The following is a 24,038-nucleotide window of genomic DNA, read 5'->3' as shown; positions in this document are numbered from 1 at the left end:
TTGTTATGTTTTTAAAAAAAACACTCATTGCGCTTGCTTTTGCGAGTGTATTGGTTGGATGCTCTCAACAAAATACAACATCGGCATCTCAATCCCAAAGTGCTGCATCTACCGAGATGCAAACATTTTCCAGTAAAGCTGGTGAGATTAGCATTCCTAAAGAATTAAGCCGTATTACCGTTTTAGACACCAACTCTTTAAATACTATTCAAGAATTAGGCGCAAGTGAGAAAATAGTTGCACTACCTAGAGGTACTCCACTTCCTAAAGCGCTTAGTCGTTTTTCTAAAGACCAATATATTGATGTCGGAACCGCAAAAGAACCAAATTTAGAAAAAATTGCGTCAAGCCAACCACAATTAATTATCATGAGTGCACGTATGGAAAATCTGATCGATCAGATTAAAGGTATTGCACCAACTTATTTTAACCAATTGGACTATAATGATCGGGTTAATTCTTTTAAACAACAAACTTTAAATATTGCTGAAATGGTCGGTAAAAAAGCGGAAGCTGAACAACAACTCGCAATATTAGACCAACAGATTGCAACTTTAAGAGAAAAAACCAAAGACAAAACTGCATTAGTGATTTTAGTTAATAATAATAAATTATCTGCATATGGTGTAGGGTCACGCTTCGGGCTGATACATGATCTTTATGGTTTTTCACCTGCCGACCCTGCGATTAAAGTCGGTACGCATGGCATGTCAGTTTCGCATGAATTTATTAGTGAAAAAAATCCAGATTACTTATTTGTTATTGACCGTAATGCAGCCATTACTGATGGTGATGGTGGAGCAAAAAAAGTCTTAGACAACAATCTGATCAATCAAACCAACGCTGCTAAAAATGGCAATATTGTATTTTTAGATTCAAGTACTTGGTATCTAATGAATGAAAGTTTAGGCGGAATGAAAGCAATGGTTAAAGAGGTATCTGCAGCAGTAGAATAAAATTTTGATAAGTATGGATATCTCAAATATTCATACTTTATTTATGTCAGTTTGAGGGTTCCATTAAATTATGAAAAATAAATTTACAGATGGGTCTTAGCATATCAAGTTCATATTTGACTCATACTACATTACTTTATTCTCTGGGTTTCACCCATCATAGACTCCTTCATTACGCGTCTAAAACTGGATCTGTAATAATTCTTGATTTTATCAATCAGTCAAAATCAATCATACAGTCGTCACCCAAACGTTAATCCACTTGTGACAAGTTTATCAACTTCAAATTAGAAATCACTTATCTAAAAAATACACCTAATTTAAAAATAAATTTAATTCAATAAAGTTAAGTACCTTGCCATTTTTAATCCTTAATGGTGCTTATATTGGCGTGTACAGTATCCACGGATTACCTCTGGCATACGTAGCTGCAAATGCTTGGTTTTACGTCCTGCCACCCGCTCACGCCATAACTTAAAACTACTCGACTTTAAATTTTTCCGCATTAAACGAACCACAGCAGATTCATTTAACCCAAACTCACGCTCTATGGCTTCAAAAGGGGTTCTGTCCTCCCACGCCATTTCAATAATTCGTGATAGATCTGCACCATTAGATTCAACAGTATTATTCACAGCATTGTCCTGATCATTTGAAAATAAAAATATCTTAAAGATGGAAAAGTTGCCGATCTGTATCGGTACTATCTACTTTTTAATCTTGAAGAAATCATGTTTACACATTTGTATTTTAAAAAATACGACATGAAGAATTTGTGATTTTTTTAAATTTTACCTGATTATTCATATTTAATTTCATTTTATAAACCATATTCAAACTCTTAAATGCATTTGCTTTAAAATTAAATATGATGAAAAAATGATCATTTTTATTTCTTTTTGCGTCTAATATCAGTCGACGATTATTGATGCTTCTCCCCCATATTCAATCGAGATTTGAGGCTTTTTAAAAGCTGTTTTTGAAAAAAAAGAGTATCCTTTGAATCTCATTTAGTGTGAGTTTTTTTTATTTGTTGCAATGTCTATTTCTTTCATAAATTATTTAAATTTCAACTTTAATTGAATATACTTTTGATTTAATTTAGCTTCATCCCATTTTAGCTTAAAGATTTTAGCAGCAGCTACTTTTTCGGGATCTTGATCTTCAAAGTTTGCTCTTAATAATTGTTCACGGCCATGTGCTCCACTCAAGCCTTTCTTGTCTAATGGAACTGCGCCGTTATATTTTTTACCTCCTTTATGATTGGCATATCTACGCGCGCGAGTGTATCCCATTTGCAAAAATTTTCTTGCCATATCTGCACCAATAAAATCATCCTTATCCAAATAGTCTAAAAATAATGAATAAATCTTTTCACTGCTGATCTTAGCTTTATCTCTATCTGCAAATTTCCAATAAGGCAGAATTTCTGATTTATAGGGTTCAACCAGCAGTACACCTTGTTCTCCCCGACCAATACGATATAACTCAGGTCTTTCCCTAAAATTGATCTTGTTAAAATCCAAACCATAATCAAAACTATTTGAAAAAACTCTTGAAGCTCTTTTCGGAATATTATCTTTTGAAAATAGACCTCTTTCATAAATCAAAAAATGATCTTCTTTTTGGTTGATATTTGCACTCCGGATTTCTTAGCATTCGTGCATAATCTGCGGATGAAATACATCGATTCAAACAAGCTTTCTGATCCTCAGTTCAAGCGATACACTGGCATCTCATGGTCAACCTTCTATTTAATGGTTGAGCAATTGAAGAAACTTGTTCCTACTAAAGGCAGACCGCCCAAGTTAAGCCTGGAAGACCAGATTCTGCTCTGTCTAAGCTATTGGCGGGAATACCGAACCTTATTTCACGTTGCAACGAGTTACGGGGTTTCAGAGCCCACAGCCTCAAGAATTGTCCGTCATGTTGAAGACTGCCTGATTCAGTCCAATCTTTTTAATTTACCCAAAGATTTACCCGAGGGCGAAGGCATAGACTGGAATGTTGTGATCGTGGATGCCACAGAAATCCCAATACAAAGGCCTAAAAAAACAGAAGAAAAGCTATAGCGGCAAGAAAAAGACCCATACCTTCAAAGTACAGGCCATGATTCACTACAAGACTCAGCAAATACTGAGTTTATGTACCAGTCGCGGTGCTGTACATGATTTCGAGCTATTTAAAAGAAACATAAAGCTGATTCCTTCAGAAGCCTTTGTTCTTGCAGATAAAGGCTATCAGGGTATTTATGCTCTGCATCCGAATAGTCTGTTACCTTTAAAAGCCAAAAGACGTTGTAAATTGGATCCTGAACTAAAAATCTATAATCAGGAAATCAATAAAAGAAGAATAGGAATTGAGCATGTATTTGGCAGGCTTAAAACCTTCAAAATCTTTGCTGAGCGTTATCGAAATAGAGGTAAAAGACTCGGTTTGAGATTCAATTTAATTGCTGGAATCTATAACTTGGAGCTGAGTAAAAAATGATTTATGAAAGAGGTCTAATATAGCTTTCATTTAATTTCCTCAAAAATTATATAAAATCGGTTCAATAGGGATATTTTTATTTCAGCCATTAATTTTCGAACTTATGAATTAAAAGTTTTAGAATATAAAAAAACCCTGACATCCTGTCAGGGTTTTTCATATTTGATACCTTAGGTATAACTCCTGTCGTACCTCATATTCCTTATGCTGATTCTATTATTGTTATTGGCGGAACATCCTGTTCTCTATATCCCTATAATAAGAAAGAAACACGAAATGGTATACCCGCAACATACCTAAATTCTTGTAAGCTTTAACGTACAAAATTAATAAAAAATTATCCCTAATCTTATCCGCAGAAATTGGGGATAAATTAAGACATAAATCAATTGATAATAATCAATTAAATTTTATTTTGGTTGAAAAGTGATCAATATTATTGGCAAAAAACTATGTTCCTGATTAAAAATGAACGAAAGTATTTTCAAGTTGAATATTTGAATATTTCAAATCAATTTCTTTAATTTATTGAAAAATATAATTATTTTAAATTATGTTGAATGAGCCTACTGCTTATCACTGCCTATTCCAAAAGCTTTTTTCCATGCTTGAGGACTGGTGCCATATTTGTCACGGAAATTCTTTCTAAATGAAACTGTATTATTAAATCCTGAAAGTTCGGTTATCTTTTCAATAGGTAGGTTTGTTGTTTCTAATAGCTCACAACTTAACTTGATTTTTTCTGTATTCAACCACTCAACTAAGGTCATGCCTGTCGCTTTCTTAAAATGTCGTGTGAACGTTCTACGTGTCATATGTGCCCGCTCAGCTAGGCCTTCAATTTGATGTTGTGTGGCTAAATTCTTTCTTAAAAAATCAAGTAAGAGATTAATTTGTGCATCTTGGCTCGACTTTGCTACAGGCTGTTCAATAAATTGAGCTTGTCCACCTTCACGATGAGGTGGAATCACCATTACTCTAGAGACTTTATTTGCAATTTGTGCATTATAGATTTCACGTACCAAATATAGACAGCAATCCAACGCTGCGCCTGTTCCTGCTGAGGTTACGATTCTTTGATCTTCTACATAAAGAGCATCACGATCGAGCTGAATTTGTGGAAATCTCGTACTGAAATCTTGTTCAGCCATCCAGTGTGTTGCTGCTTTTTTATGGTCGAGTAAACCTGCATACGCCAATGCATAACGATTCTAATTCCAGTCTTATATGCCCAATTTAGACTATCAATCAGTATAGGTTCAGGCTTGTGATTAAAATCATCCCATCCAGGAATAATAATCAGATCCAACTCTATGGTCTACATTTAGGAAATCGGTTACCTGCTCATGCCACTTCAGCAGGGAAAATTTTATTGGCTCAACTGGAACCTGATGAACAAATACAATGGCTAGAAAAATATCCGCTCAAACGCTTAACCAAATACAGTTGTACCAATAATCAGGATTTCATGAAACTCTTGGCTGAAATTAAAGAACAAGACTGGTGCTATTCTTCAGAAGAGCATGAATTGGGTGTACATGCCCTTGCCGTTCCTATTCACAATCCTAAGGCCCAAGTGATTGCTGCCTTGAATATTGTGTCACCCACCATGCGAACCACGAAGGAATATTTAGTTGAACAAATTTTGCCTTTATTGCAGGAAACTGCAAGAGAATTAAGGAATGTGATTTAACTTGGATAAATGAAAATATTGAGTTTTTATGGATGATGCTCAGCAAAGCAAAGATTCATTGTTTATTAAAGCAATCAGAAATCTAGAAGGCTGTAGTGATTATCACTCGACATCATGAAGCACAATTTAATGCATTCACGATGCCAAGCATCTTAAAATCCTTACCATCCTCATGTAAGATTATTTAGACTCATCTTTCTAAAATTTGCCTCTTCAATCTTCACTTGATCTAGCCACAAAATTGGCACGTGCCTGATGCAGTTTTTTATAACTCTCAATCAAGCGCAAATGTCGATCAAGACCTTCAAGTTTCATACTGGTAGGCGTTAAGCCATAGAAACGGACGCTACCGTCCATCGACCCAATGACTGCATCCATACGTTCATCACCAAACATACGGCGGAAATTGGCTTCATAATCACTTAAGTCCATTTCATCATCCAGCTCAACCTCTAGAACCACATTCAGACATTGATAGAATAATCCACGTTCTACAGTATTGGTGTTGTATTGTAAAAAAGCCCCAACCAAATCTTGAGCTTCTTCAAATTGTTGCAAAGCAAGATAAATTTGAAGTTTTAACTCCAAAATGGTGAGTTGGCCCCAAACAGTATTGTCATCAAATTCAATCCCAATCAAGGTCTTGATTTCAGTGTAATCATCTGAATCACATTCTTCTAAACGTTCAAGCAATGCCTCAAGACGTGATTCATCTAAACGATGTAAGTTCAAAATATCTTCACGGAAGAACAGGGCTTTATTGGTATTATCCCAAATCAAATCTTCGACCAGATAAATTTCTGAATAACCCGGTACTAAAATACGACAAGCCGTTGCGCCTAAATGCTGATAGACCGCCATGTAGACTTCTTTACCCATTTCTTCAAGAATACCAAAAAGTGCTTTGGCTTCATCAGCATTGGAGTTTTCACCTTGACCTGAGAAATCCCATTCTACAAATTCATGATCTGCTTGAGCACTAAAAAAACGCCATGATACGAGACCACTAGAATCAATAAAGTGTTCAACAAAATTATTCGGTTCTGTTACAGCATTACTGCTAAAAGTGGGTTTAGGTAGGTCATTAAGGCCTTCGAAACTTCGACCTTGTAATAATTCTGTGAGACTACGCTCAAGCGCCACTTCCAAGCTTGGATGTGCACCGAAAGAAGCAAATACTCCACCCGTTCGTGGATTCATCAAGGTGACGCACATAACCGGATATTTACCGCCCAATGAAGCATCTTTGACCAAGACAGGAAAGCCCTGTTCTTCTAGACCTTGAATGCCTGCAACAATCTGCGGATATTTTGCTAAGATTTCCTGTGGCACATCAGGAAGCGTCATTTCGCCTTCTAAAATTTCACGTTTAACCGCACGTTCAAAGATTTCAGACAAGCATTGAACTTGGGCTTCTACCAAGGTATTTCCCGCGCTCATTCCATTACTTAAATACAAGTTTTCAATTAAGTTTGAAGGGAAATAAACGGTTTCACCATCAGACTGACGTACAAATGGCAGTGAACAAACACCACGCTCCATATTGCCTGAATTGGTATCAAACAAATGCGTCCCCAGCAATTCATCATCTGGGTTATAAATATCTAAAGTATATTCATCTAAAATTTCTGTTGGCAAGGCCCCATCTAGGCCTGGTTTAAACCATTTTTCATCTGGATAGTGTACAAATTCTGCCTGAGCAATGTCTTGACCCCAAAACTGGTCGTTATAGAAGAAATTACAGTTTAAGCGTTCAATAAACTCCCCTAATGCAGAAGCCAGTGCACTTTCTTTGGTTGAACCTTTACCATTGGTAAAACACATTGGAGATTGCGCATCACGAATGTGCAAAGACCATACATTGGGTACAATATTGCGCCATGAAGCAATTTCGATTTTCATGCCCAGACCTGCCAAAATAGCAGACATATTGGCGATGGTTTCTTCTAAAGGCAGATCCTTCCCTAAAATACGAGTGCTGCTTTCTGAAGCCAAATTTGGCATAAGCAACGCTTGTGCATCGGCATCAATACTTTCGACAGCCTCAATCACAAACTCTGGCCCAGTTTGAACGACTTTTTTGACAGTACATCGATCAATTGAACGCAAAATACCTTGACGATCTTTTTCTGAAATATCCGATGGTAATTCAATCTGAATCTTAAAAATCTGTTTATATCGATTTTCTGGATCAACAATATTATTTTGAGAAAGACGAATATTATCCGTCGAAATATCACGTGCTTGACAGTAAACTTTGACAAAGTAAGCTGCACACAAAGCAGAAGATGCTAAAAAGTAGTCGAATGGCCCCGGTGCAGAACCATCACCTTTGTAGCGAATAGGTTGGTCGGCAATCACCGTGAAGTCATCAAACTTAGCCTCAAGCCGAAGATTGTCGAGATAATTGACCTTAATTTCCATGTTTGCACCTAATAATGCTTATGCATTGTCACAAATACACAAGACTTTATATATTGATCGATAAGCCGAATCAGAGAGAAAAATTGACTTAAAAAAAGATGAATTAGATTTTTTGCATGCGGTGTCCCCACCAAATACATCATTCTAAAAATAATGCTGCATATTATAGAGGGATTTTAGCGGATTGATAACTTTTGTCTGAATTCAGCACTTATTTCTGCTTTTAATTCATTTCAATGCGCTCTTCTTGTGGTAAACCTCCTAGTGCCAATCTCAACATACAGGTTGCAGAACTCAGCCTCTGAACCTTACCATTTTAAGATATCAAGATTAATTTTATATATCACGACCCTCTAGAACGATTATTTTTATTTGAATTTCCAGAATTTAATGCTCAATTTTAACTTACAACCTCATCCCTAGACCTTTTCGAAATGATGTAGCCTGCTTATAATCAAAATAATTAACGATTGCTTTTAATCACATACTGTGACGCAAAATGCTTATACGTTAGGCGTTCTGTTGAGTTTTCTGACAAAGGTTCAACTTCATGCATGCTATTTAAGCAACGTGCTGTGAGTTGAATATATTCTTCAGTCCCTTTTGTTTTCCATGCAATTTCATTTTCTGCCAGACTGCGAATCACGCGTGCAGGACTCCCTAAAGCCAAGCTATTCTCAGGAATTCTGGCTTTAGCTTTTACCGTACTATTTGCACCAATAATACTATTTTCGCCAATCTCTGCCTCATCTAAAATTACGCTATTCATACCGATCAGCACATTTTTACGAATCAAGCACCCATGTAAAATCGCACCATGTCCTATATGACCATATTCCTCAACAATGGTTACATAGTTAGGAAAGCCATGAATAATACAAGAATCTTGAACATTGGCATTTTTATGAATATGAATGCCACCAAAATCTGCCCTTAAAGCTGCAAATGGACCAATATAAGCACCCGCTTCAACAATCACATCTCCAATCAGCACAGCCGTAGGATGAACATACGCTTTAGGACTAACGACAGGAATCACACCATCAATGGCATAACAAGGCATTTTCTCTTCCTTTAAAATTTAATTTAGAATTAAATTAATAACTCAATTCTTCCTGTTTTCAATGATCAAAGTATTTATAAAATTGCGAATGTACTGGAGGCATAATCCTTCAGAACTAAGATCAGTGTCTAGCAAGAACTCATGACCTGCATTTTGAAATGTCTAATATCTATTGCTATTTAAATTTCGTGCTTTTAAAAATTATGAATTCGCAGATAAAAGTTCAAGAGGTAAATTTGGATCTTGAAATAAAGTATGACGAAATAAACTCATAAACTGGCTAATCACTAGTGACCATTTTTTCTGATCATAAAGTCAGGACTTAAAATATGTTTTTAATCCCCACATAAAAAACATCAATATTCAAATATACCGCTAATAGATTTCCTTTAACTGCTGCCCATTTAATACAGGCCAAATCTTTTGTAATTTCTGTTCAAAATCTTTATTTTCTACTTTCCATATAGGTTTCTTGTCTTTATCTACAATTAAAGCTCGAACGCCCTCTATAAAGTCCCCTTGCTCTAACCAAATATCTTGCAAATGACGTTCGAGTTGCATGCATTGCTCAATGGATAAATTTGGCCCCACTTGTTGTAGTTTTAGACTGACCTGTTTTGCAATCAATGGACGTTGTTGCAAAGTGTGTAAAGTTTTGTCCGCCCATACTTGCTGTTTTGGATCAGGCTCATTTGCTAAGCTTTGTTCAATTGCCTCTAAGTGAGAAGAGGAAAAATGTAAATAAATACTATCTGCGCGTGACTGAATTTCACTCGGCTCAGGTTCAGTCACAAATTCACTTATTTTTAGTCGAATCAAAGCTTTACTTAAACTTGGCATTTCAGCGATGGCTGTGTGTAATTCACCCAATTTTTCACTTGGTACATGATAATCAACCAAATCTAAATGAAGTGCATCACTACAGCTGATTTGATCACCTGTAAGTGCAAGATAGGTTCCAATTTCTGCAAGACGTGAAAGGAAATGGGTTGCGCCAACATCGGGGAAAAAGCCAATCGCTGTTTCAGGCATAGCAAAACGTGACTTTTCACTACTGATGCGTATATGACAGGCCTGTGCTAAACCAAAACCGCCTCCCATGACATAACCATCTAAAAAGACCAAAATAGGTTTTTCAAATTGTCGAATGGTCGCCAACATTGAATATTCAGCTGCAAAGTAATCTCGGTAATCGACCTCGCCTGAATGATAACTGTCATATAAATATCGGACATCTCCACCCGCGCAAAATGCTTTAGGACTATTCGAGTTGATTAAAATAGCCTGTATCTCTTCAGTATTATGCCATTCTTCTAATTGATCCCGAATCCCTTGAATCATGTCGATTGAAATAGCATTTAAATGTGAAATACGATCTAAAGTAATGACGCCGAGATGACCGTGCGTACTCACAATGATATTATTTTTGATCACAGTGTCGTTTTTAAGAAGATTATTATCATTATTCATATCAGATTTCTCAGCGCTGGTTAAATTGAGCAGGACGTTTTTCAACAAATGCTTGCATGCCTTCTTTTTGGTCCACTCCAGCAAAGATTGCATGAAATATGCGTCGTTCAAACCGTAAGCCTTCAGCTAAACTCACTTCAAATGTACGATTAATAGATTCTTTAATCATCATCACTGCGGTCAGTGATTTTTGTGCAATTTTTTCTGCGGCGTCTAAAGTCTGTTCAAGTAATTCATCTTGAGAGAAAACGCGGGCCACAAGACCACTTTGTTCAGCTTCTTGCGCTCCCATTTGCCTAGCTGTCAAACACATTTCCATGGCTTTTGCTTTTCCAATCGCCAAGGTTAAACGTTGTGTTCCGCCAATTCCTGGAAGTACGCCTAGTGTGACTTCTGGAAGTCCAAATTTAGCATTATCAGCACAGTAAATAAAATCGCACATTAAGGCGAGCTCACAACCGCCACCCAAGGCATAACCACTCACCGCAGCAATAATCGGTTTACGGCGCTGTGCGATACGATCTGCCAGACTGAAAAAATCATCTAAATAAATTTGTGGAAAGCTTAAATCTGCCATTTCTTTAATGTCAGCACCAGCTGCAAAAGCTTTTTTTGATCCAGTAATGACAATACAACCAATACTACTGTCTTTTTCTAACTGGTCTAGCACTTGATTAAGGTCAATAATCAATTGGTTATTTAAGGCATTGAGTGCTTCAGGACGATTGAGTGTAATCAGTCCAACACCATTACGTTGTTCTAATAAAATAGTTTTCCATTGCATAAATCATTCCCTTTATTTTATAAACTACGTGCGATGACTAAACGTTGAATATCACTAGTGCCTTCATAAATTTGACAAATTCGCGCGTCACGATAAATTCGCTCAATGGGGAAATCTTTTAAATATCCATAACCACCAAATATTTGTAAGGCTTGCGAACAAACACGTTCAACCATTTCTGAAGAAAATAGTTTAGCCATTGAGGCTTCGGTTAAACACGGTTCACCTGCTTCTTTTTTACGTGCAGCATAGTGAACCAATTGTCTGGCGGCTTCCACTTCGGTTGCCATACTGGCCAACCTAAAAGCAATCGCTTGCTGTTCAAAAATAGGTTTTCCAAAAGCAACTCGCTCATGTGCATAATGCGTGGCTTCTTCTAGAGCCGCTCTGGCTAAACCAACCGCTTGAGCAGCAATGCCAATGCGCCCACCTTCAAGATTAGACAAGGCAATTTTGAGACCTTCACCTTCTGCACCCAATCTTAAACTTTGATGAATACGCACATCTGTTAATGCAATTTGACAGGTGTCTGAGGCATGTAAACCTAATTTTTCTTCAACACGAATCACTTCATAACCTGATGTATCACGCGGAATTAAAAATGCACTGATGCCTTTTTTACCTGCACTTGGATCGGTGACTGCAAAAACAATAATCATGCCTGCATTATGACCCGAGGTGATAAATTGCTTTGATCCATTAATAATGTAGTGATCGCCATCTTTAACTGCGCGTGTTTTAATGGCTGCAGCATCAGAACCTGTGTGCGGTTCAGTTAAAGCGAAAGCGCCAATCATCTCGCCTTGCGCTAATGGAATCAAAAAACGTTGTTTTTGCTCGTCATTACCAAATTTAAGAATAGGAACACAGCCAACCGAGTTATGGACACTCATTACCGTTGAAGTTGCTCCATCTGCTGCAGCAATTTCTTCTAGCGCCAGTACATAAGCCAATGTACCTGTATCTGAACCACCATATTCTTCTGGAATAAGCATGCCCATAAAACCCAATTGTCCCATTTGTGCAAGGGCTTGTTTAGGAAATATACATTTTTGATCCCATTCACTGGCATGCGGTTTAATTTGCTCTTGAGCAAAACTTTTTGCCATATCCTGAATCAGTTGTTGTTCTTCGGTTAATTGCATGTCCATTCTCTTGAATTTTTTTAAATATATTGACTGGCATTATTTACTATTATTTTTTATTTACTCATCTTTTATCTAAAAATAAAGACTTTTATGATGTGGTGTTTTTACAATGAATGATTGAATTGTCACAGCTTCAATCACCGCCTTATATTTAGTTTAAAGATCATTCGAAATCCAAAATTTTCATTCCAAACTTACCCGAAAGATGTCCTATTTTTCTACGATACCTTCGTTGGTAAATAGTGCTGAATAATACTAGAAAAGTCCAAATTGGCATCACCTTGCAGGCAAAGCTGCTGATAAAGTTGTTGCACTAAACCTCCCAGCAATACGGGTTGTTTTACCTGCCCCGCAGCTTCAATGGCAAGCCCCAAGTCTTTTAACATCAATTGTGTTGCAAAGCCTTCTGTATAGCCACGTGAAGCAGGTGCATTTTCACAAATATCAGGCCACGGATTATTGACTTCAGAACTCCAGCAGCGGCCACTTGAACTATTGATAACACCTGCTAAAGCCTGCGGATCAATACCTAATTTTGCACCAAGCGCCATGCCCTCGGCGACAGCTGTCATAGAAATACCCAAAATTAAATTATTACAAATTTTAGCCACCTGACCTGTTCCAACCGCACCACAGTGAACAATGTTTTTCCCCATAAGACTGAGTATCGGTTTAACAGCCTCATAACCTGCATGATCTGCACCCACCATAAAGGTTAAAGTGCCATTTTTTGCACCCATCGTACCGCCAGAAACTGGTGCATCACAGACCTGTATCTGTTTTTCACTTCCCAAAGCAGCAATATCTTTGATGGTTTGAGGATCAATTGTACTGCTATCAATACAGAGGCTGCCTGCTTTTAATACTGCAAGTATGCCTTGTTCGCCCAAATACACATCGCGTACATGTTTAGCAGCAGGCAACATCGTAATGATTACATCGGCCTCTTGAGCAGCGGCTTGTGGACTGTCACAAATCACGCCGCCCGCTTCAGCAAAATGCTGCAATGCTTGTTCACTTAAGTCAAAGCCAGAAACCATTTGACCCGATTTCAGTAAGTTCTGCGCCATAGAACCGCCCATATTTCCTAAACCAATAAAAGCAATTTTCATAGGTTCTCTCCTTAGCGCAGACTAATCGTGGTATTTACACCACTTGATTCTTGATCATCTTCAAACCAGCGACTGGTAATCGTTTTGGTTTGCGTATAAAACTGTACAGCTTGTTTGCCATATGGACCCAAATCCCCGAGTTTAGAACCTCGTGAACCCGTAAAACTAAAAAATGGCACAGGCACAGGAATGGGAATATTGATGCCCACTTGACCAATATCAATTTTGTTTTGGAATGTACGAGCAGTTGCGCCACTTTGTGTAAATAGTCCAACACCATTACCAAATGGGTTTGCATTAATTAAAGCAATGGCCTCTTCTAAGGTATCAACATGAATAATGACGAGAACTGGTCCAAAAATTTCTTCTTGATAAATTCGCATCTCTGTTGTGGCATGATTAAAAATAGTCGCACCGACAAAGTTACCATTTTCATAACCGGGCACTTGAACATCACGGCCATCTAATAAAAGTTGTGCACCTTGTTCTACACCGCTCTGAATCAAATCCAATACTCTGGCTTTCGCACGCGTAGAGATGACAGGACCAATATCTGTATTTGGTTCATGTCCAGCATTGACCTTCAGGGTTTTTGCTTTAGCCACCAGTTCATCGACCCAATGTTGGCTTTCACCGACCATCACGGCAACAGATAATGCCATGCAACGCTGTCCTGCAGCACCAAAAGCAGCACCTACCAAAGCATTTAATGTTTGTTCTTTATTGGCATCTGGCATCACCACCACATGGTTTTTTGCGCCCATCATCGATTGCACACGTTTGCCATGTTGGCCCGCCAAGTTATATACATGTGTTCCAACTGCGGTAGAACCGACAAATGAAATGGCTTTAATATCTGTATGCGTACACAGCATATCAACCACTTCTTTACCGCCATGAACAACGTTGAGTACTCCAGCAGGAACGCCTGCTTGAATTGCAAGCTCAACCAACATCATGGTCGAAAGTGGATCTTGTTCAGAAGGTTTTAAGACAAATGTATTACCACACACAATGGCCATGGGAAACATCCACAATGGAATCATGGCTGGAAAATTAAAGGGAGTAATCCCCGCACACACCCCTAAAGGTTGTTGTAACGTATAGGTGTCTACCCCACGTGCTACACCTTCAAGGTATTCTCCCATTTGTAAAGTACCAATTGAACAAGCATGCTCAACCACTTCCAAACCACGCTGGATATCACCCTCAGCATCTGCCAAAGTTTTGCCCTGCTCTGCAGTCAGTACTTTGGCAATACTTTTTGCATGCATACGAATGAGGTCTTGTAGTTTCAGCATAATCCGCATACGTGCTTGTAACGGTGTTTCGCGCCAAGTCGCAAAAGCATTTTGCGCTGCGGCAATTGCAGCATTCACTTCATCACGAGTCGCAAATGGAACTCGACCAATGACTTCTTGCGTTGCGGGATTAATAATGTCTTGCCATTGAGCCGTATTTGAATCAATGAATTCACCATTGATAAGAAGTTTTGCCTGCGTAAGCTGTTCAGTTTTATAGGCATTTTGAATCGTGTTCATTGTCTCTCCCTAGAGCATCTTTATTGTTGTTCCTTACTCGAAAAATAAGTGATGAGTCGTGTTTTCTTTTGTAGGTTTTCAAGCAGATTAACAAAGAAAACTTTGACCACCTATAGAAATTGTTGCACGATGGTTGTGCAAATTTGCACAAGGCATGAACAGGATATTAGAAGCACATGAAAGTCGATTGGGATCATTTACGATTTTTTTTAGTGCTTGCACGTGCTAAAACGCTCACGAATACTGCACGCTTAATGGGTGTAGAACATAGTACCGTGTCACGTCGTATTCAATCGCTAGAACAGTCATTGGGAAAACAACTTTTTAAACGCGAAGCCACGGGTTATGAGCTAACCTCTGAAGGGCTTGCTTTGGTTCCACGTGTCGAGCAAATGGAGCAATCATTTTTACAGATTGATCAACCACATAATCCATTACAAGGTCGTGTGCGAATAGGAACACCTGAAGGTTTCGGGACGACTTTTTTGGCACGTTTACTGGCCGAATTTTCACAACATTATCCATTGTTGACAATCGACCTGATTCCTATCTCTAAAATGATTAAGTTGTCGCACCGTGAAGCAGATATCGTGATCTCTATCGATCGGCCAAAATCTGGGCCTTATATTATTACGCGACTGTCGAATTACTGTTTAAAACTTTATGCAAGTAAACACTATTTAGCTCAAAATGCACCGATAGAATGTTTACAAGACTTAACCGAACACCGATTTATAGATTATATCGATGATTTGGTTTATAGCTCAGAATTGTATTGCTTGGAACGTTTGCCTTTGCAATTAAGCGCTTGCTTTAGAAGTAACAGTATTTTGGCACAACAGGTTGCAGTAAGTGCAGGTGCAGGCTTAGGTATTTTGCCTGTGTTTCTAGCCAGTGATAAACCAGAACTTGAAGAAGTATTAAGTGATGAAGTCTGTTTTACCCATACATTTTGGATGCTGACTTTAGTCGATTTGCAACATGAGCCCAGAATTAAATTGGTTTGGGATTTTTTACGTAAACAGGCAGATGTTCAACAAAAATTATTAATGGGGAATTAATCAATAAAAATAAAAGGTATCCATAGTGGCTACAGATACCTTCATATTGATTAATAATTAATAGTATAGCTTAAGGCAAACGTACGGCCTTCCGCAGGAATCGCCAACAAAGTATTGGCATTGGTCACTGCTGCTTGTTGAGCAAATACGGTTTTGTATTGATTGCCCCAAACATTATAAACCCCAAAATCTACGCGCCCTTTGGCCATCGGGAAATGCGACAAGACATCCATAGTGGTATAGCCTTTAATTTCTGCTGCACTATTACTATCTGTTAAACCTGCTGCATTTAAAGCTTGATCATCTTTGTACGCTTTGTTAGTCCCTTGAATGGCTTGCATTTGTGCACGAACACCATAACCTTCATCATTATTCCACTCAGCAAACAACGTTCCCTTCACTGGAGAAACAGCAAAAGCATTTAATTCATGCCAATTATTTGCTGCATCTTTATATTTTCCACGGGTATAGCCTAAAGTTCCACCGACTTTGTAGTTTTCCATAAATGGATAACTGACATTGGCTTCAGCACCATAAACACGTTGATCAGTATCGACAATATTCACGGATCGGTCTGAGTTAAACTGAACTACTTTATCAGAAGTATTATAAAACCCTGTTAAGCCCAAGTTCAAACCATCATCTTGATTTAAACGCCAACCCAATTCATAACTATTTACTGTAATCGGTGCAATACCTGAAGTGGTGAGTGTATAGGCTGCAACATCGCGAAGTACACGTTGTACATCGGGATAACTATAACCTTGTGAGAAATTGGCATAAACTTGTTGTGCATCGGTCAGTTTATAAACTGCACCTAAATTAAATAAAAATTTATCAGAATCTGTCGAATCAGCCGCCATTAAAGTATAAGGTTTACGCGCAGTTAAATAACTGTCTGTGTCTGCCTGAACATATTGATAACGTACGCCTGATTGAACATTTAAGCGATCTGTTAAAGCATAGTCACCTTGTAAAAAGGTTCCAATATTTTGAATTTTTGTGTCTGGTCCTGAACCTTGTGTCTCACCGGTTGCCGTATAGCTCAAACCATTATTACTCGGCTTATAAAATTCCGCCCATTGATGGTCTTTTTCCCAATCGTAATCTAGCCCATAAGTGAGTTTTAAATCGCGCTCTGCCACTTTAAGATCAGATTGAACCGTAGAACGAATACCAGCATAGTCCACATTGGATTGGCTTTGTTTTACATCAACACCATCAGCAGAATAGCCATACGGGACAAAACGTGACTTTTCATTGCGGTAATAGGCTTCGACATTCAAAATTTGACCTAGAAAATCTTGATTTTGATACTGCGTATTAAAAGCATAGCGCTCGGTAAATGGTTGGTTATCTAAACTCCAGCCTTTAATCGCTTTATAAGATGGCTGTGTTTTTGTTTTTAAATAAGAATAGTCGGGGCCATATTCTGTATCTTGCTCATCTTTATAATATTGAGCACCAAAACTTAAACTTTGATTGTCGGTTAAATTAAAATTTAAGCGACCATTTACATCAATAGTATCGGTATCCATGGTGCTGCCTTGCCACGGACTTAATGAAATGCGATCACCATTGCCATCAAACTGTGAGCCTCGGTTGGTATAGTCTAAACCAAGAAAACCATCTACTTTATCATTGCTAAAAGAAGCAGTTTGCCCCACTTGATACGCCAAGCTATCGCCACGGAAATTATCCGCCGATGTCAGACCCAGCTTGGTTTGAAAGCTGACAGGTTCCGATTTATCCGCACGTTTGGTAATAATATTAATAATACCGCCAGTTGCCCCTGAACCATAAATACTGGTTGCACCTGAAACCACTTCAATATGATCAATCATACTCGGGCTAATACTGTTAAGTTGACGTGCTACATCACGGGATCCTGTTTGTGATACGCCATCAATCATCACCAACACATTACGCCCACGCATGGTCTGACCATAGTTACTGGTGTTACCACTGCTCGGTGCTAAAGAGGGTACAAGCTGTGCCAAAACATCTGCGACTTTACGTCCAGCACCTGCCTGTTGAGCAATTTCATCCCCTCGAATGGTTTGAACCGTTCCCGCAACTTCCGCAATACTTTTAGGCGTACGCGTTGCAGTCATCACAATCGGTGCTAATTGCATATTTGCTTTTTTGGTTTCTTCTGATGCTGCTAATGACGGCTCTTGAATGACTTCATCTGCATACAAATGTGTACAAATGGCTATAGTCAAAAGACAAAGACTAAAGTGAGACAGTCGCATTCTTATTCCTTGAATCATAAGTGTTAATACTGGTGCAAATAATAATCATTATTATTAATATTGTAAAACTTTTGTTTCCGTATTTCTGGCTTTCTCACAATTTTGAATTAAATGGAATATATAAAGATGTGGATATACAACTCAAGTTTTAAAAAATATCAGTAAATACTATTTTAGTAAAAAGAATCTCAATTTAAAGGGGTGTATATTTCCCACATTCTTGATAAAATTTATCTTTAAAACAATGATATAAAATGGCTGTCTTTTCGAGCATTTGAATTTTATGCTGTGCTTCAAATGCAATTTCTTGCGCCACATATTCATAAGATTTCACATTTTCATCAGGTTCTCCCACAATTTTTTCAGCGGGAGAATATTCAAAAATAAAATAACTCATCATGCGCATCACCGCTTTAAAATGCCCTTTCCCCACGACATTTTTTTCACCCAATAAAATATGCCAACCTAAATCTGTATCTAATGCAGGATAATATAAGGACAGCCGATCTCGTTTGGCTTCATAGATTTCTAAATAACCAACGTCACATCCGTCAATTTGAATAATATAAAGCCGTTGATGATCATCAATGATCATTTTTTCAAAATATACAGCGAGTTCCAGTTCAGGTTTATTCAGTTGCCATTGCGGAATCACATGCGGTTCATGCATCCATTTATAGAGTAAGGGAAAATCCTGTGGCAGTTTTAATGCACGAAGAGCATAACCAATGCCTTTTTCTTGATAGGTAAATTGATTTGGGAGTTTAGATGTTATGGTTTGCATCTCATTTATTGCTCTGTTAGGCGTGGCATTGGTCATTAAATCGTATGGTAATAGTGTTCAGGTGAATGCTGACTAAAAAATTGCTCACGTTTTTGCTGTTCTAATAATTCCATATTTTGAAATTCTTCCACATGTTGTGCGGCAAGATCAGGTTTTAAAATAAAGACCCCATCGGCATCGGCAACCATGACATCGCCTGTAGAAATGGTGGCATCGAAATACTGAATATCTTGGTCGAAGTCGACCAAACTCTCCCCTTCGGACCGCGTGGTTAAACAACTTACTCTCTGGGCAAAAACAGGGACTTTCATTGCGCGTAACGCGTCGATATCTGTAACCGCACCTATGACCACAATGGCTGCCAATTGATGATAAATTGCGGCACGATGACGTTGTTCGCCCCAACAAGCGTGATATCCAAGTTTTCGTGCATCAATGACCAAGACATCACCCGCGTTACTTTCTAAAAGCGCATTCCGAATCTGCGTGGCATTAATCGAATTTAAGGTGACTGTTAGCACCTTACCGACGACATGTTGAACAGAATTTACCGCATGAATGTCAGGTAAATAACCTGTATCCAAAACATGCCCAATGGTTGAGCTGGCAATGTTTGCATATTGTTTTAATACACTATTTAATCGGTCTGACATGCACTTACCTCTCTTTTTGGATACTTCTTTGCTAAAGGACAACTACTACAATATTCATGTTGAGCTTCGGGTAATTGAAAATAAAAACAGCATTTTTTAAGTTGATAACTTCCCACATTTTCTTTTCTGCTTTGTTCCAACAATAAAAAAGGATTTTGTTTTAAGCCGAAAGACGCAGCAGCTAAATTTGATAGAAATTGACGTTGCTGCTGAATTTTTATCAATCCTACCTGTGGTAAATTTTTTCGTTCCATCAAGTCGTAAAACTGCAAAATGCGAAGCGCGGTATTTTCCCAAAGTAAAAACTTTTGTACTTTTCCAACTTTACTCATCACTTCAAAAATCTGATTTAAATCATCAAAAATCTTAGAAATAATTGCTTCATAAGTTTGGTTTTCGGTGTTAAAAGAATCTGCTGATAAACATGCAGGTTTCAAATTTAAATGCCGATCCCAATACCATGTCGGTGTCATTTGTACTGAAAATGCAGAGAGTTCCCACGGCAAATGAACCTGTTCTGTCAATCGCGCATATAAATAGGGAAACAACAGTGGAACTGCCCAATATTTCATAAACATAGAGCCAGCACAGGTCAAATTGATCGCCTGAATTCGCTTTGAAAATTTAGTCAGTATCTTTAAGCAATGCTTTGGCTCTAATAAATCTGCAAAACTTAGAGCAGTGTGCGTATGCAGTTGTATTTGAATATTAAGCTGATCTACCAAAATCTGTTTTGCACGGGACAATCCTAGATTTTCTAATTCCAGTTCGGTATCAATATTCACGACAGAGATATGGGAACGCACGTTTAAAACCTTGTTTGATCAGTTATTATCAAAAGCATTAGCTTTTTTTAAAATATTACAGGTCTGCCCGACACTGCTTGGCATACTCCCAACGCGATTCGTTTGCTGTAATAATGGATGAATTAACTGTTTATACGGCCACTGCTCTTTTTCAAATAAAAGATGATGCAATTCAGTTCGTGCATCCTGATTCAATGGCACATCATTTAAAACCAGTTGTAATTGCTGAGCCAAAACCTGCCACAGCTCATGTTCATCAATTTGATAATACTCAGCAATCGATTCTAAAATGCTGGCTAAATTTACTTGTATACCCAGTGTTTGCAGGTACAAAATCAATTCTTCAATAGAATCGTGATATAACGTGATTTTAAAATCATGCGGGCTTAAGTAGTGTGGATCTTGCAAACCATGTTGTTGCAGCCACGGTAAATAAATCCGCACTGAATCATGATCACGCAGCATAAAACCTGAAAATTGTCCGTTTTTTAAGACAATACATATATTTTGACCATGAATTTCTCCCATCAAACCCAAACGGAATAAGCGTAAATTTACATCAAAAAAATCTCGACAAAGTGCCTTAAAATTCGCAATGATATTCTCTTGGCAGGATTCCAATTGTTGCGCTTTTAAAATCAACTCAAAGGGATAGATTTCTCCATCTATACAGTGTCCTAAACTTGCCATTGGCATAATTTGATACGGTTGCTGCAACAATTCAGCAGGAATACGGCGTCGTTGTGCCGCCAAGTGCATGGGTTGCTCATCAAATAACGTTAGATTATCTGGGGTTAAATTTTCAGGTTGATGCGGTAAATATGCCCACCACTGATTTTCATCACACAACCACAAGCGTTTTTTCAGCACCTCATCTTTTTGTTTGGCGGCTTGTAAAAGCTTTTGGTTTTTCTGCCCATTGATCATTTTCACAATTGGCAAAAAACGGAGCGATGCTAAAGATTTCACCGCCAAAGGCAGCTTTAAACTGTCTTGTGGTTTCGACACCGACAATAAACTTCTTAATGAAGAACTGGCATACATTTCGGTAGACTGAAATGCCAGAGGAATAATGGTTTGATCGGCTAACTCTTGGGCAAATTTTTCCGCTAGCACATGTTCAAATTGCCAAGCATGTATAGGTAAAGTTAGATATTGATCCCCGATGCCCTTGTCATGCAACTCCTGTTGCAACTGTAAATTTTCTTGGTTATTTAAGAAAATTTTGGCAGGTTGATGAATTTTAATATCACTCACATCCTGTCCATACACCACTTGTTCTTTTTTAATGGCCACCCAATTTAATTTGATCTGCTGTGAAAATTCAGGGCTAAATTGCTGATATTCATCTTGATCAAAACCATCTTTCAGTTTCGCCAAAGGATGATATGGTCGATCTCGCAGCCCTGCAAATTGCTCCAGTTGAATGAACAATTGAGCAGGTTGGGCTAAATCCCATCTCTCTGTTCGAATTTGATGTTGCGAGCTCAGTTGGCTTTGCTGCAAAGTCAGTTGTAAATCTGCTCTAAACGTATCTAACTTCGACTGTTCACAATGCGCAAAAAGTTCTAGGCGCTGCATGGCATCAAAAAGTTCTAACGCATTCAGCATACGCGATTGAAAATGATGCTCCTGCTGCACCAATACCTGAAAAGCAGGCGCTGTGGTTTGAATTTGCCAATCTTGTTTCATTGCCTGTCGCACAGGCAAAACAATAAATTCAGCTAATGTCGAATTGAATAAAACAGCACAATCATCTTGATGTGAATACGCTTCAAACAATGAAGCAAAATTTTGCTCGAAACGCGCTGTTAATAAGGCTTGAGCCTGCTGCTGAGTCACAATGGATTGCTCAGAAATATAGCCTTCGACCAAAAAACTATTCACCAAATCGACCAGTACCATGTTCGCGGTCACTGTCGGGGAGAACAACATCGTATTCATCTGATCACCTCTTAAACCGCTGCTTGGCGAAATGGGTGAAGTGGGTTATTCACCAAACGAAGTTGTACTTCAGCATCACCAAACAAACGTCTTTTGGTTAACGATTCAATGCAAAACTGCGGTGCAAATACATCGAATTTTTCATATCTGTTTTGATGTTCTGGATGTTTCTGTTGAAAATGATGAATAATATCGGCGGCTTGTTGCCAGAATTGCTGTTCCGAAAAATTGATTTTTTGCTGTAAAGTCATCGCAATATCGCTTAAGGCAACGAAAAATAAACAAGCACAACTAAAATCTCGGACGGCGTTTAAATCGTCGGTCAAAATAAATGACATTCGGTTGGCTTTGGCATGCTCTGCGGGTAACGCATGTAAGTCTGGATATTCATTGGGATGGGTTAAATGCTCTGGACTAAAGCGAACCCCATCATGAAAATCTTTTAAAATAATTCGGGTTGGCCAGCCATGTTGATGTACCAAAATAATGTTTTGACCATGCGACTCTGAGCCAATTCCTTCAGCATGCAATAAGAACAAAATAGGCTGAATCACGACGGATAGAAATTGTTCGATCCATGCTTCAGAGCCATGTTCATCTAACCACGGCTCAATCAGCAATTGTCCATCACGCTGCACATGACTAACACCGTTAAGTGGAATCGCATCTTCTTCAGGCTTTAAATAAGTATGAATACTTTCACGCCATAAACTGCCAATTGTGCCATAGGCTTGTTTCGCATGGGATGTCGGTAGTTTAGTAAAATCAACCGCAGTGGCATGTACTTCACGCAATATAGCGAAATCTAAAGACTTTGCAATGTCGCTCTTTTCAATCAGACCTTGCAACCAATCAGTTATTAAAGGCCCATTCATGGCTGCATGCGACGCCAAAATGCGTGAACTCGATGTATTGGTTAAACTCATTGAAAGCTTAATATACGGCTTTTCAGGATGTTGCACATTGGTCAAAGTTCTAAGCGACTGCTGCGCAATATATGAATCACTTCCTCGAGCTAAATACACAATTTTTTGGACTGCGATTTCTTCAAAAAAAGTATGAATTAACTTGCTTTCCCATTGCCAAGGATGAACAGGTAAGCATGTGTATTCAGCCGTATTTAAGCGCTGATCGATCAGAACTTGATTAAAATGTTCTCGCTCTTGTTCGGTCAATTGCTGCTGTAAAAATTGATCTGCATCAATTGAGACAGATGCATTTTCTGAAAGCAAAGAATGATGTACAGCAAGCCAAACCAAATGAATGGGCTGAGCATATTCCACGCCATATTTCAAATTATCTTGCAAACTAAAGCCGACGCGCGACTTATAACAAGGATGATATGGATGACCATCCATCAAATAATTTTCTAAAACATCATAATCATGCTGCGCAGCGGGAAGCGCGTATTGGTTTTGGCAATGTTGTGATTGCACATCGTGAATAAAGGTACGTTTTAATTCATGAATGAAATCTTCTAATTTTGCCGCATTTGGAATCACTCGAATAATTTCGTCCACTATGCTATTTAATTGGGCAATGGATCTTTGCCCTGTATGGTCTTGGCGAATGACGTCTTGCTCACTCATACGTACCAAACCAAAGCTTAAATAATGTTTACCTGTGGCAAAGTATTGCACTGGTTGCTGATTTTGATCTTGAGCATGGATGATGAACCTGCCATTTTCGTATTGTGTTGCAATCACCTCTTCATAAATCAAGGCTTGCAGCAATTGTTTAATAACACGCTGTTCGACTTTTTGAATGACAGCTTGATCGGGTTGTTGCCAAGCCAATGTTGGTGTAACAGAAGACGTATTATTTTGTGCTAATGTTGGATGTAAGTGACCCATA

General features: G+C 38.3%; 19 protein-coding genes and 2 pseudogenes. 5 read left to right on the top strand and 16 right to left on the bottom strand.

Translation table 11 applies throughout. The annotated features are described in order from the left end of the window. Window positions 1-5: 5 nt before the first annotated feature. On the top strand, window positions 6-956 hold the full coding sequence (locus H0S58_RS06250; protein ID WP_195727462.1) for a siderophore ABC transporter substrate-binding protein: 951 nt from the start codon (window positions 6-8) through the stop codon (window positions 954-956). A gap of 371 nt (window positions 957-1,327) precedes the next feature. Here the strand turns inward: H0S58_RS06250 and H0S58_RS06245 are convergent, their stop codons facing one another. Both H0S58_RS06245 and H0S58_RS06240 read right to left on the bottom strand, forming a co-directional pair. Continuing rightward, window positions 1,328-1,591, bottom strand: a complete 264-nt coding sequence (locus H0S58_RS06245; RefSeq protein WP_053577924.1) for a TIGR03643 family protein — start codon at window positions 1,589-1,591, stop codon at window positions 1,328-1,330. A 423-nt stretch (window positions 1,592-2,014) separates the two neighbouring features. Beyond that, window positions 2,015-2,563, bottom strand: a complete 549-nt coding sequence (locus H0S58_RS06240; RefSeq protein WP_195727570.1) for a DUF4385 domain-containing protein — start codon at window positions 2,561-2,563, stop codon at window positions 2,015-2,017. 6 nt (window positions 2,564-2,569) lie between these two features. On the opposite strand from H0S58_RS06240, the gene H0S58_RS13895 reads away from it, so the two are divergent. Together H0S58_RS13895 and H0S58_RS13890 are read left to right on the top strand one after the other, a co-directional pair. Further along, the gene (locus tag H0S58_RS13895) at window positions 2,570-3,028 is read left to right on the top strand and encodes a transposase family protein (RefSeq protein ID WP_265088218.1); all 459 of its coding nucleotides are present in this window, start codon (window positions 2,570-2,572) and stop codon (window positions 3,026-3,028) included. Then, window positions 2,976-3,446 (top strand): transposase family protein, encoded by a 471-nt coding sequence (locus tag H0S58_RS13890; protein WP_265088219.1) that lies wholly within the window; start codon window positions 2,976-2,978, stop codon window positions 3,444-3,446. The genes H0S58_RS13895 and H0S58_RS13890 overlap by 53 nt, the downstream gene beginning before the upstream one ends. A 566-nt stretch (window positions 3,447-4,012) precedes the next feature. On the opposite strand, the pseudogene H0S58_RS06230 reads toward H0S58_RS13890, so the two are convergent. After that, a pseudogene (locus tag H0S58_RS06230) lies at window positions 4,013-4,758 on the bottom strand (GlxA family transcriptional regulator); the annotation flags it as partial. Here H0S58_RS06230 and H0S58_RS06225 point away from each other — a divergent pair. Then, window positions 4,756-5,139: pseudogene (locus H0S58_RS06225) on the top strand (IclR family transcriptional regulator C-terminal domain-containing protein); the annotation flags it as partial. The pseudogenes H0S58_RS06230 and H0S58_RS06225 sit on opposite strands and share 3 nt — an antisense overlap. Before the next feature lie 213 nt (window positions 5,140-5,352). On the opposite strand, the gene H0S58_RS06220 reads toward H0S58_RS06225, so the two are convergent. The 7 genes from H0S58_RS06220 to H0S58_RS06190 form a co-directional block, all read right to left on the bottom strand. Beyond that, window positions 5,353-7,563 carry an OsmC domain/YcaO domain-containing protein gene (locus tag H0S58_RS06220; RefSeq protein WP_195727461.1) on the bottom strand — a complete coding sequence of 737 codons (2,211 nt, stop codon included), beginning with the start codon at window positions 7,561-7,563 and terminating at the stop codon, window positions 5,353-5,355. 463 nt (window positions 7,564-8,026) lie between these two features. Beyond that, window positions 8,027-8,626 carry a gamma carbonic anhydrase family protein gene (locus tag H0S58_RS06215; protein ID WP_195727460.1) on the bottom strand — a complete coding sequence of 200 codons (600 nt, stop codon included), beginning with the start codon at window positions 8,624-8,626 and terminating at the stop codon, window positions 8,027-8,029. A gap of 375 nt (window positions 8,627-9,001) precedes the next feature. Continuing rightward, window positions 9,002-10,096, bottom strand: a complete 1,095-nt coding sequence (locus H0S58_RS06210) for an enoyl-CoA hydratase/isomerase family protein (protein WP_195727459.1) — start codon at window positions 10,094-10,096, stop codon at window positions 9,002-9,004. A 10-nt stretch (window positions 10,097-10,106) separates the two neighbouring features. Next, window positions 10,107-10,880, bottom strand: a complete 774-nt coding sequence (locus H0S58_RS06205; RefSeq protein WP_092721087.1) for an enoyl-CoA hydratase — start codon at window positions 10,878-10,880, stop codon at window positions 10,107-10,109. A 17-nt stretch (window positions 10,881-10,897) separates the two neighbouring features. Continuing rightward, window positions 10,898-12,025: an acyl-CoA dehydrogenase family protein gene (locus H0S58_RS06200; RefSeq protein ID WP_053577909.1), complete on the bottom strand. Its 1,128-nt coding sequence runs from the start codon at window positions 12,023-12,025 to the stop codon at window positions 10,898-10,900. Between the two features lie 221 nt (window positions 12,026-12,246). Beyond that, complete coding sequence (gene mmsB / locus H0S58_RS06195; RefSeq protein ID WP_195727458.1) at window positions 12,247-13,140, bottom strand: 3-hydroxyisobutyrate dehydrogenase; 894 nt, start codon at window positions 13,138-13,140, stop codon at window positions 12,247-12,249. An 11-nt stretch (window positions 13,141-13,151) separates the two neighbouring features. Then, the gene (locus tag H0S58_RS06190; RefSeq protein WP_195727457.1) at window positions 13,152-14,681 is read right to left on the bottom strand and encodes a CoA-acylating methylmalonate-semialdehyde dehydrogenase; all 1,530 of its coding nucleotides are present in this window, start codon (window positions 14,679-14,681) and stop codon (window positions 13,152-13,154) included. Window positions 14,682-14,857: 176 nt separating this feature from the next. Between H0S58_RS06190 and H0S58_RS06185 the strand changes: the two genes are divergently transcribed. Beyond that, window positions 14,858-15,742 (top strand): LysR family transcriptional regulator, encoded by an 885-nt coding sequence (locus H0S58_RS06185; protein WP_195727456.1) that lies wholly within the window; start codon window positions 14,858-14,860, stop codon window positions 15,740-15,742. Window positions 15,743-15,792: 50 nt separating this feature from the next. Here H0S58_RS06185 and H0S58_RS06180 read toward each other — a convergent pair whose 3' ends face one another. The 6 genes from H0S58_RS06180 to H0S58_RS06155 form a co-directional block, all read right to left on the bottom strand. Continuing rightward, on the bottom strand, window positions 15,793-17,997 hold the full coding sequence (locus H0S58_RS06180) for a TonB-dependent receptor (protein ID WP_195727455.1): 2,205 nt from the start codon (window positions 17,995-17,997) through the stop codon (window positions 15,793-15,795). A 193-nt stretch (window positions 17,998-18,190) separates the two neighbouring features. Beyond that, a complete protein-coding gene (locus H0S58_RS06175; RefSeq protein ID WP_195727454.1) occupies window positions 18,191-18,781 on the bottom strand; it encodes a GNAT family N-acetyltransferase in 591 nt (196 codons plus the stop codon). 35 nt (window positions 18,782-18,816) lie between these two features. Beyond that, a complete protein-coding gene (locus H0S58_RS06170) occupies window positions 18,817-19,434 on the bottom strand; it encodes an RraA family protein (RefSeq protein WP_195727453.1) in 618 nt (205 codons plus the stop codon). Continuing rightward, complete coding sequence (locus H0S58_RS06165) at window positions 19,419-20,240, bottom strand: (2Fe-2S)-binding protein (protein ID WP_227592264.1); 822 nt, start codon at window positions 20,238-20,240, stop codon at window positions 19,419-19,421. Before H0S58_RS06165 ends, H0S58_RS06170 begins: the two co-directional genes overlap by 16 nt. 18 nt (window positions 20,241-20,258) lie before the next feature. Continuing rightward, window positions 20,259-22,184, bottom strand: coding sequence for an IucA/IucC family protein (locus tag H0S58_RS06160; RefSeq protein WP_195727452.1), 1,926 nt, complete (start codon window positions 22,182-22,184; stop codon window positions 20,259-20,261). An 11-nt stretch (window positions 22,185-22,195) separates the two neighbouring features. Continuing rightward, a complete protein-coding gene (locus tag H0S58_RS06155; RefSeq protein ID WP_195727451.1) occupies window positions 22,196-24,037 on the bottom strand; it encodes an IucA/IucC family protein in 1,842 nt (613 codons plus the stop codon). Window position 24,038: the final 1 nt, after the last annotated feature.

The organism is Acinetobacter sp. TTH0-4 (genome assembly GCF_015602665.1).
Taxonomy (GTDB): Bacteria; Pseudomonadota; Gammaproteobacteria; order Pseudomonadales; family Moraxellaceae; genus Acinetobacter; species Acinetobacter albensis.
The sequence above is the reverse complement of the archived record's forward strand: the minus strand, read 5'-3'. Positions and strand labels throughout refer to the sequence as shown.

What these genes read in the sequence shown, in the direction of transcription:
- H0S58_RS06250 (WP_195727462.1), top strand. Translation starts at nt 6, where the DNA reads ATGTTTTTAAAAAAAACACTCATTGCGCTTGCTTTTGCGAGTGTATTG.
- H0S58_RS13895 (WP_265088218.1), top strand. Translation starts at nt 2,570, where the DNA reads ATGATCTTCTTTTTGGTTGATATTTGCACTCCGGATTTCTTAGCATTC.
- H0S58_RS13890 (WP_265088219.1), top strand. Translation starts at nt 2,976, where the DNA reads ATGCCACAGAAATCCCAATACAAAGGCCTAAAAAAACAGAAGAAAAGC.
- H0S58_RS06220 (WP_195727461.1), bottom strand. Translation starts at nt 7,563, where the DNA reads ATGGAAATTAAGGTCAATTATCTCGACAATCTTCGGCTTGAGGCTAAG.
- H0S58_RS06215 (WP_195727460.1), bottom strand. Translation starts at nt 8,626, where the DNA reads ATGCCTTGTTATGCCATTGATGGTGTGATTCCTGTCGTTAGTCCTAAA.
- H0S58_RS06210 (WP_195727459.1), bottom strand. Translation starts at nt 10,096, where the DNA reads ATGAATAATGATAATAATCTTCTTAAAAACGACACTGTGATCAAAAAT.
- H0S58_RS06205 (WP_092721087.1), bottom strand. Translation starts at nt 10,880, where the DNA reads ATGCAATGGAAAACTATTTTATTAGAACAACGTAATGGTGTTGGACTG.
- H0S58_RS06200 (WP_053577909.1), bottom strand. Translation starts at nt 12,025, where the DNA reads ATGCAATTAACCGAAGAACAACAACTGATTCAGGATATGGCAAAAAGT.
- mmsB (WP_195727458.1), bottom strand. Translation starts at nt 13,140, where the DNA reads ATGAAAATTGCTTTTATTGGTTTAGGAAATATGGGCGGTTCTATGGCG.
- H0S58_RS06190 (WP_195727457.1), bottom strand. Translation starts at nt 14,681, where the DNA reads ATGAACACGATTCAAAATGCCTATAAAACTGAACAGCTTACGCAGGCA.
- H0S58_RS06185 (WP_195727456.1), top strand. Translation starts at nt 14,858, where the DNA reads ATGAAAGTCGATTGGGATCATTTACGATTTTTTTTAGTGCTTGCACGT.
- H0S58_RS06180 (WP_195727455.1), bottom strand. Translation starts at nt 17,997, where the DNA reads ATGCGACTGTCTCACTTTAGTCTTTGTCTTTTGACTATAGCCATTTGT.
- H0S58_RS06175 (WP_195727454.1), bottom strand. Translation starts at nt 18,781, where the DNA reads ATGCAAACCATAACATCTAAACTCCCAAATCAATTTACCTATCAAGAA.
- H0S58_RS06170 (WP_195727453.1), bottom strand. Translation starts at nt 19,434, where the DNA reads ATGTCAGACCGATTAAATAGTGTATTAAAACAATATGCAAACATTGCC.
- H0S58_RS06160 (WP_195727452.1), bottom strand. Translation starts at nt 22,184, where the DNA reads ATGAATACGATGTTGTTCTCCCCGACAGTGACCGCGAACATGGTACTG.
- H0S58_RS06155 (WP_195727451.1), bottom strand. Translation starts at nt 24,037, where the DNA reads ATGGGTCACTTACATCCAACATTAGCACAAAATAATACGTCTTCTGTT.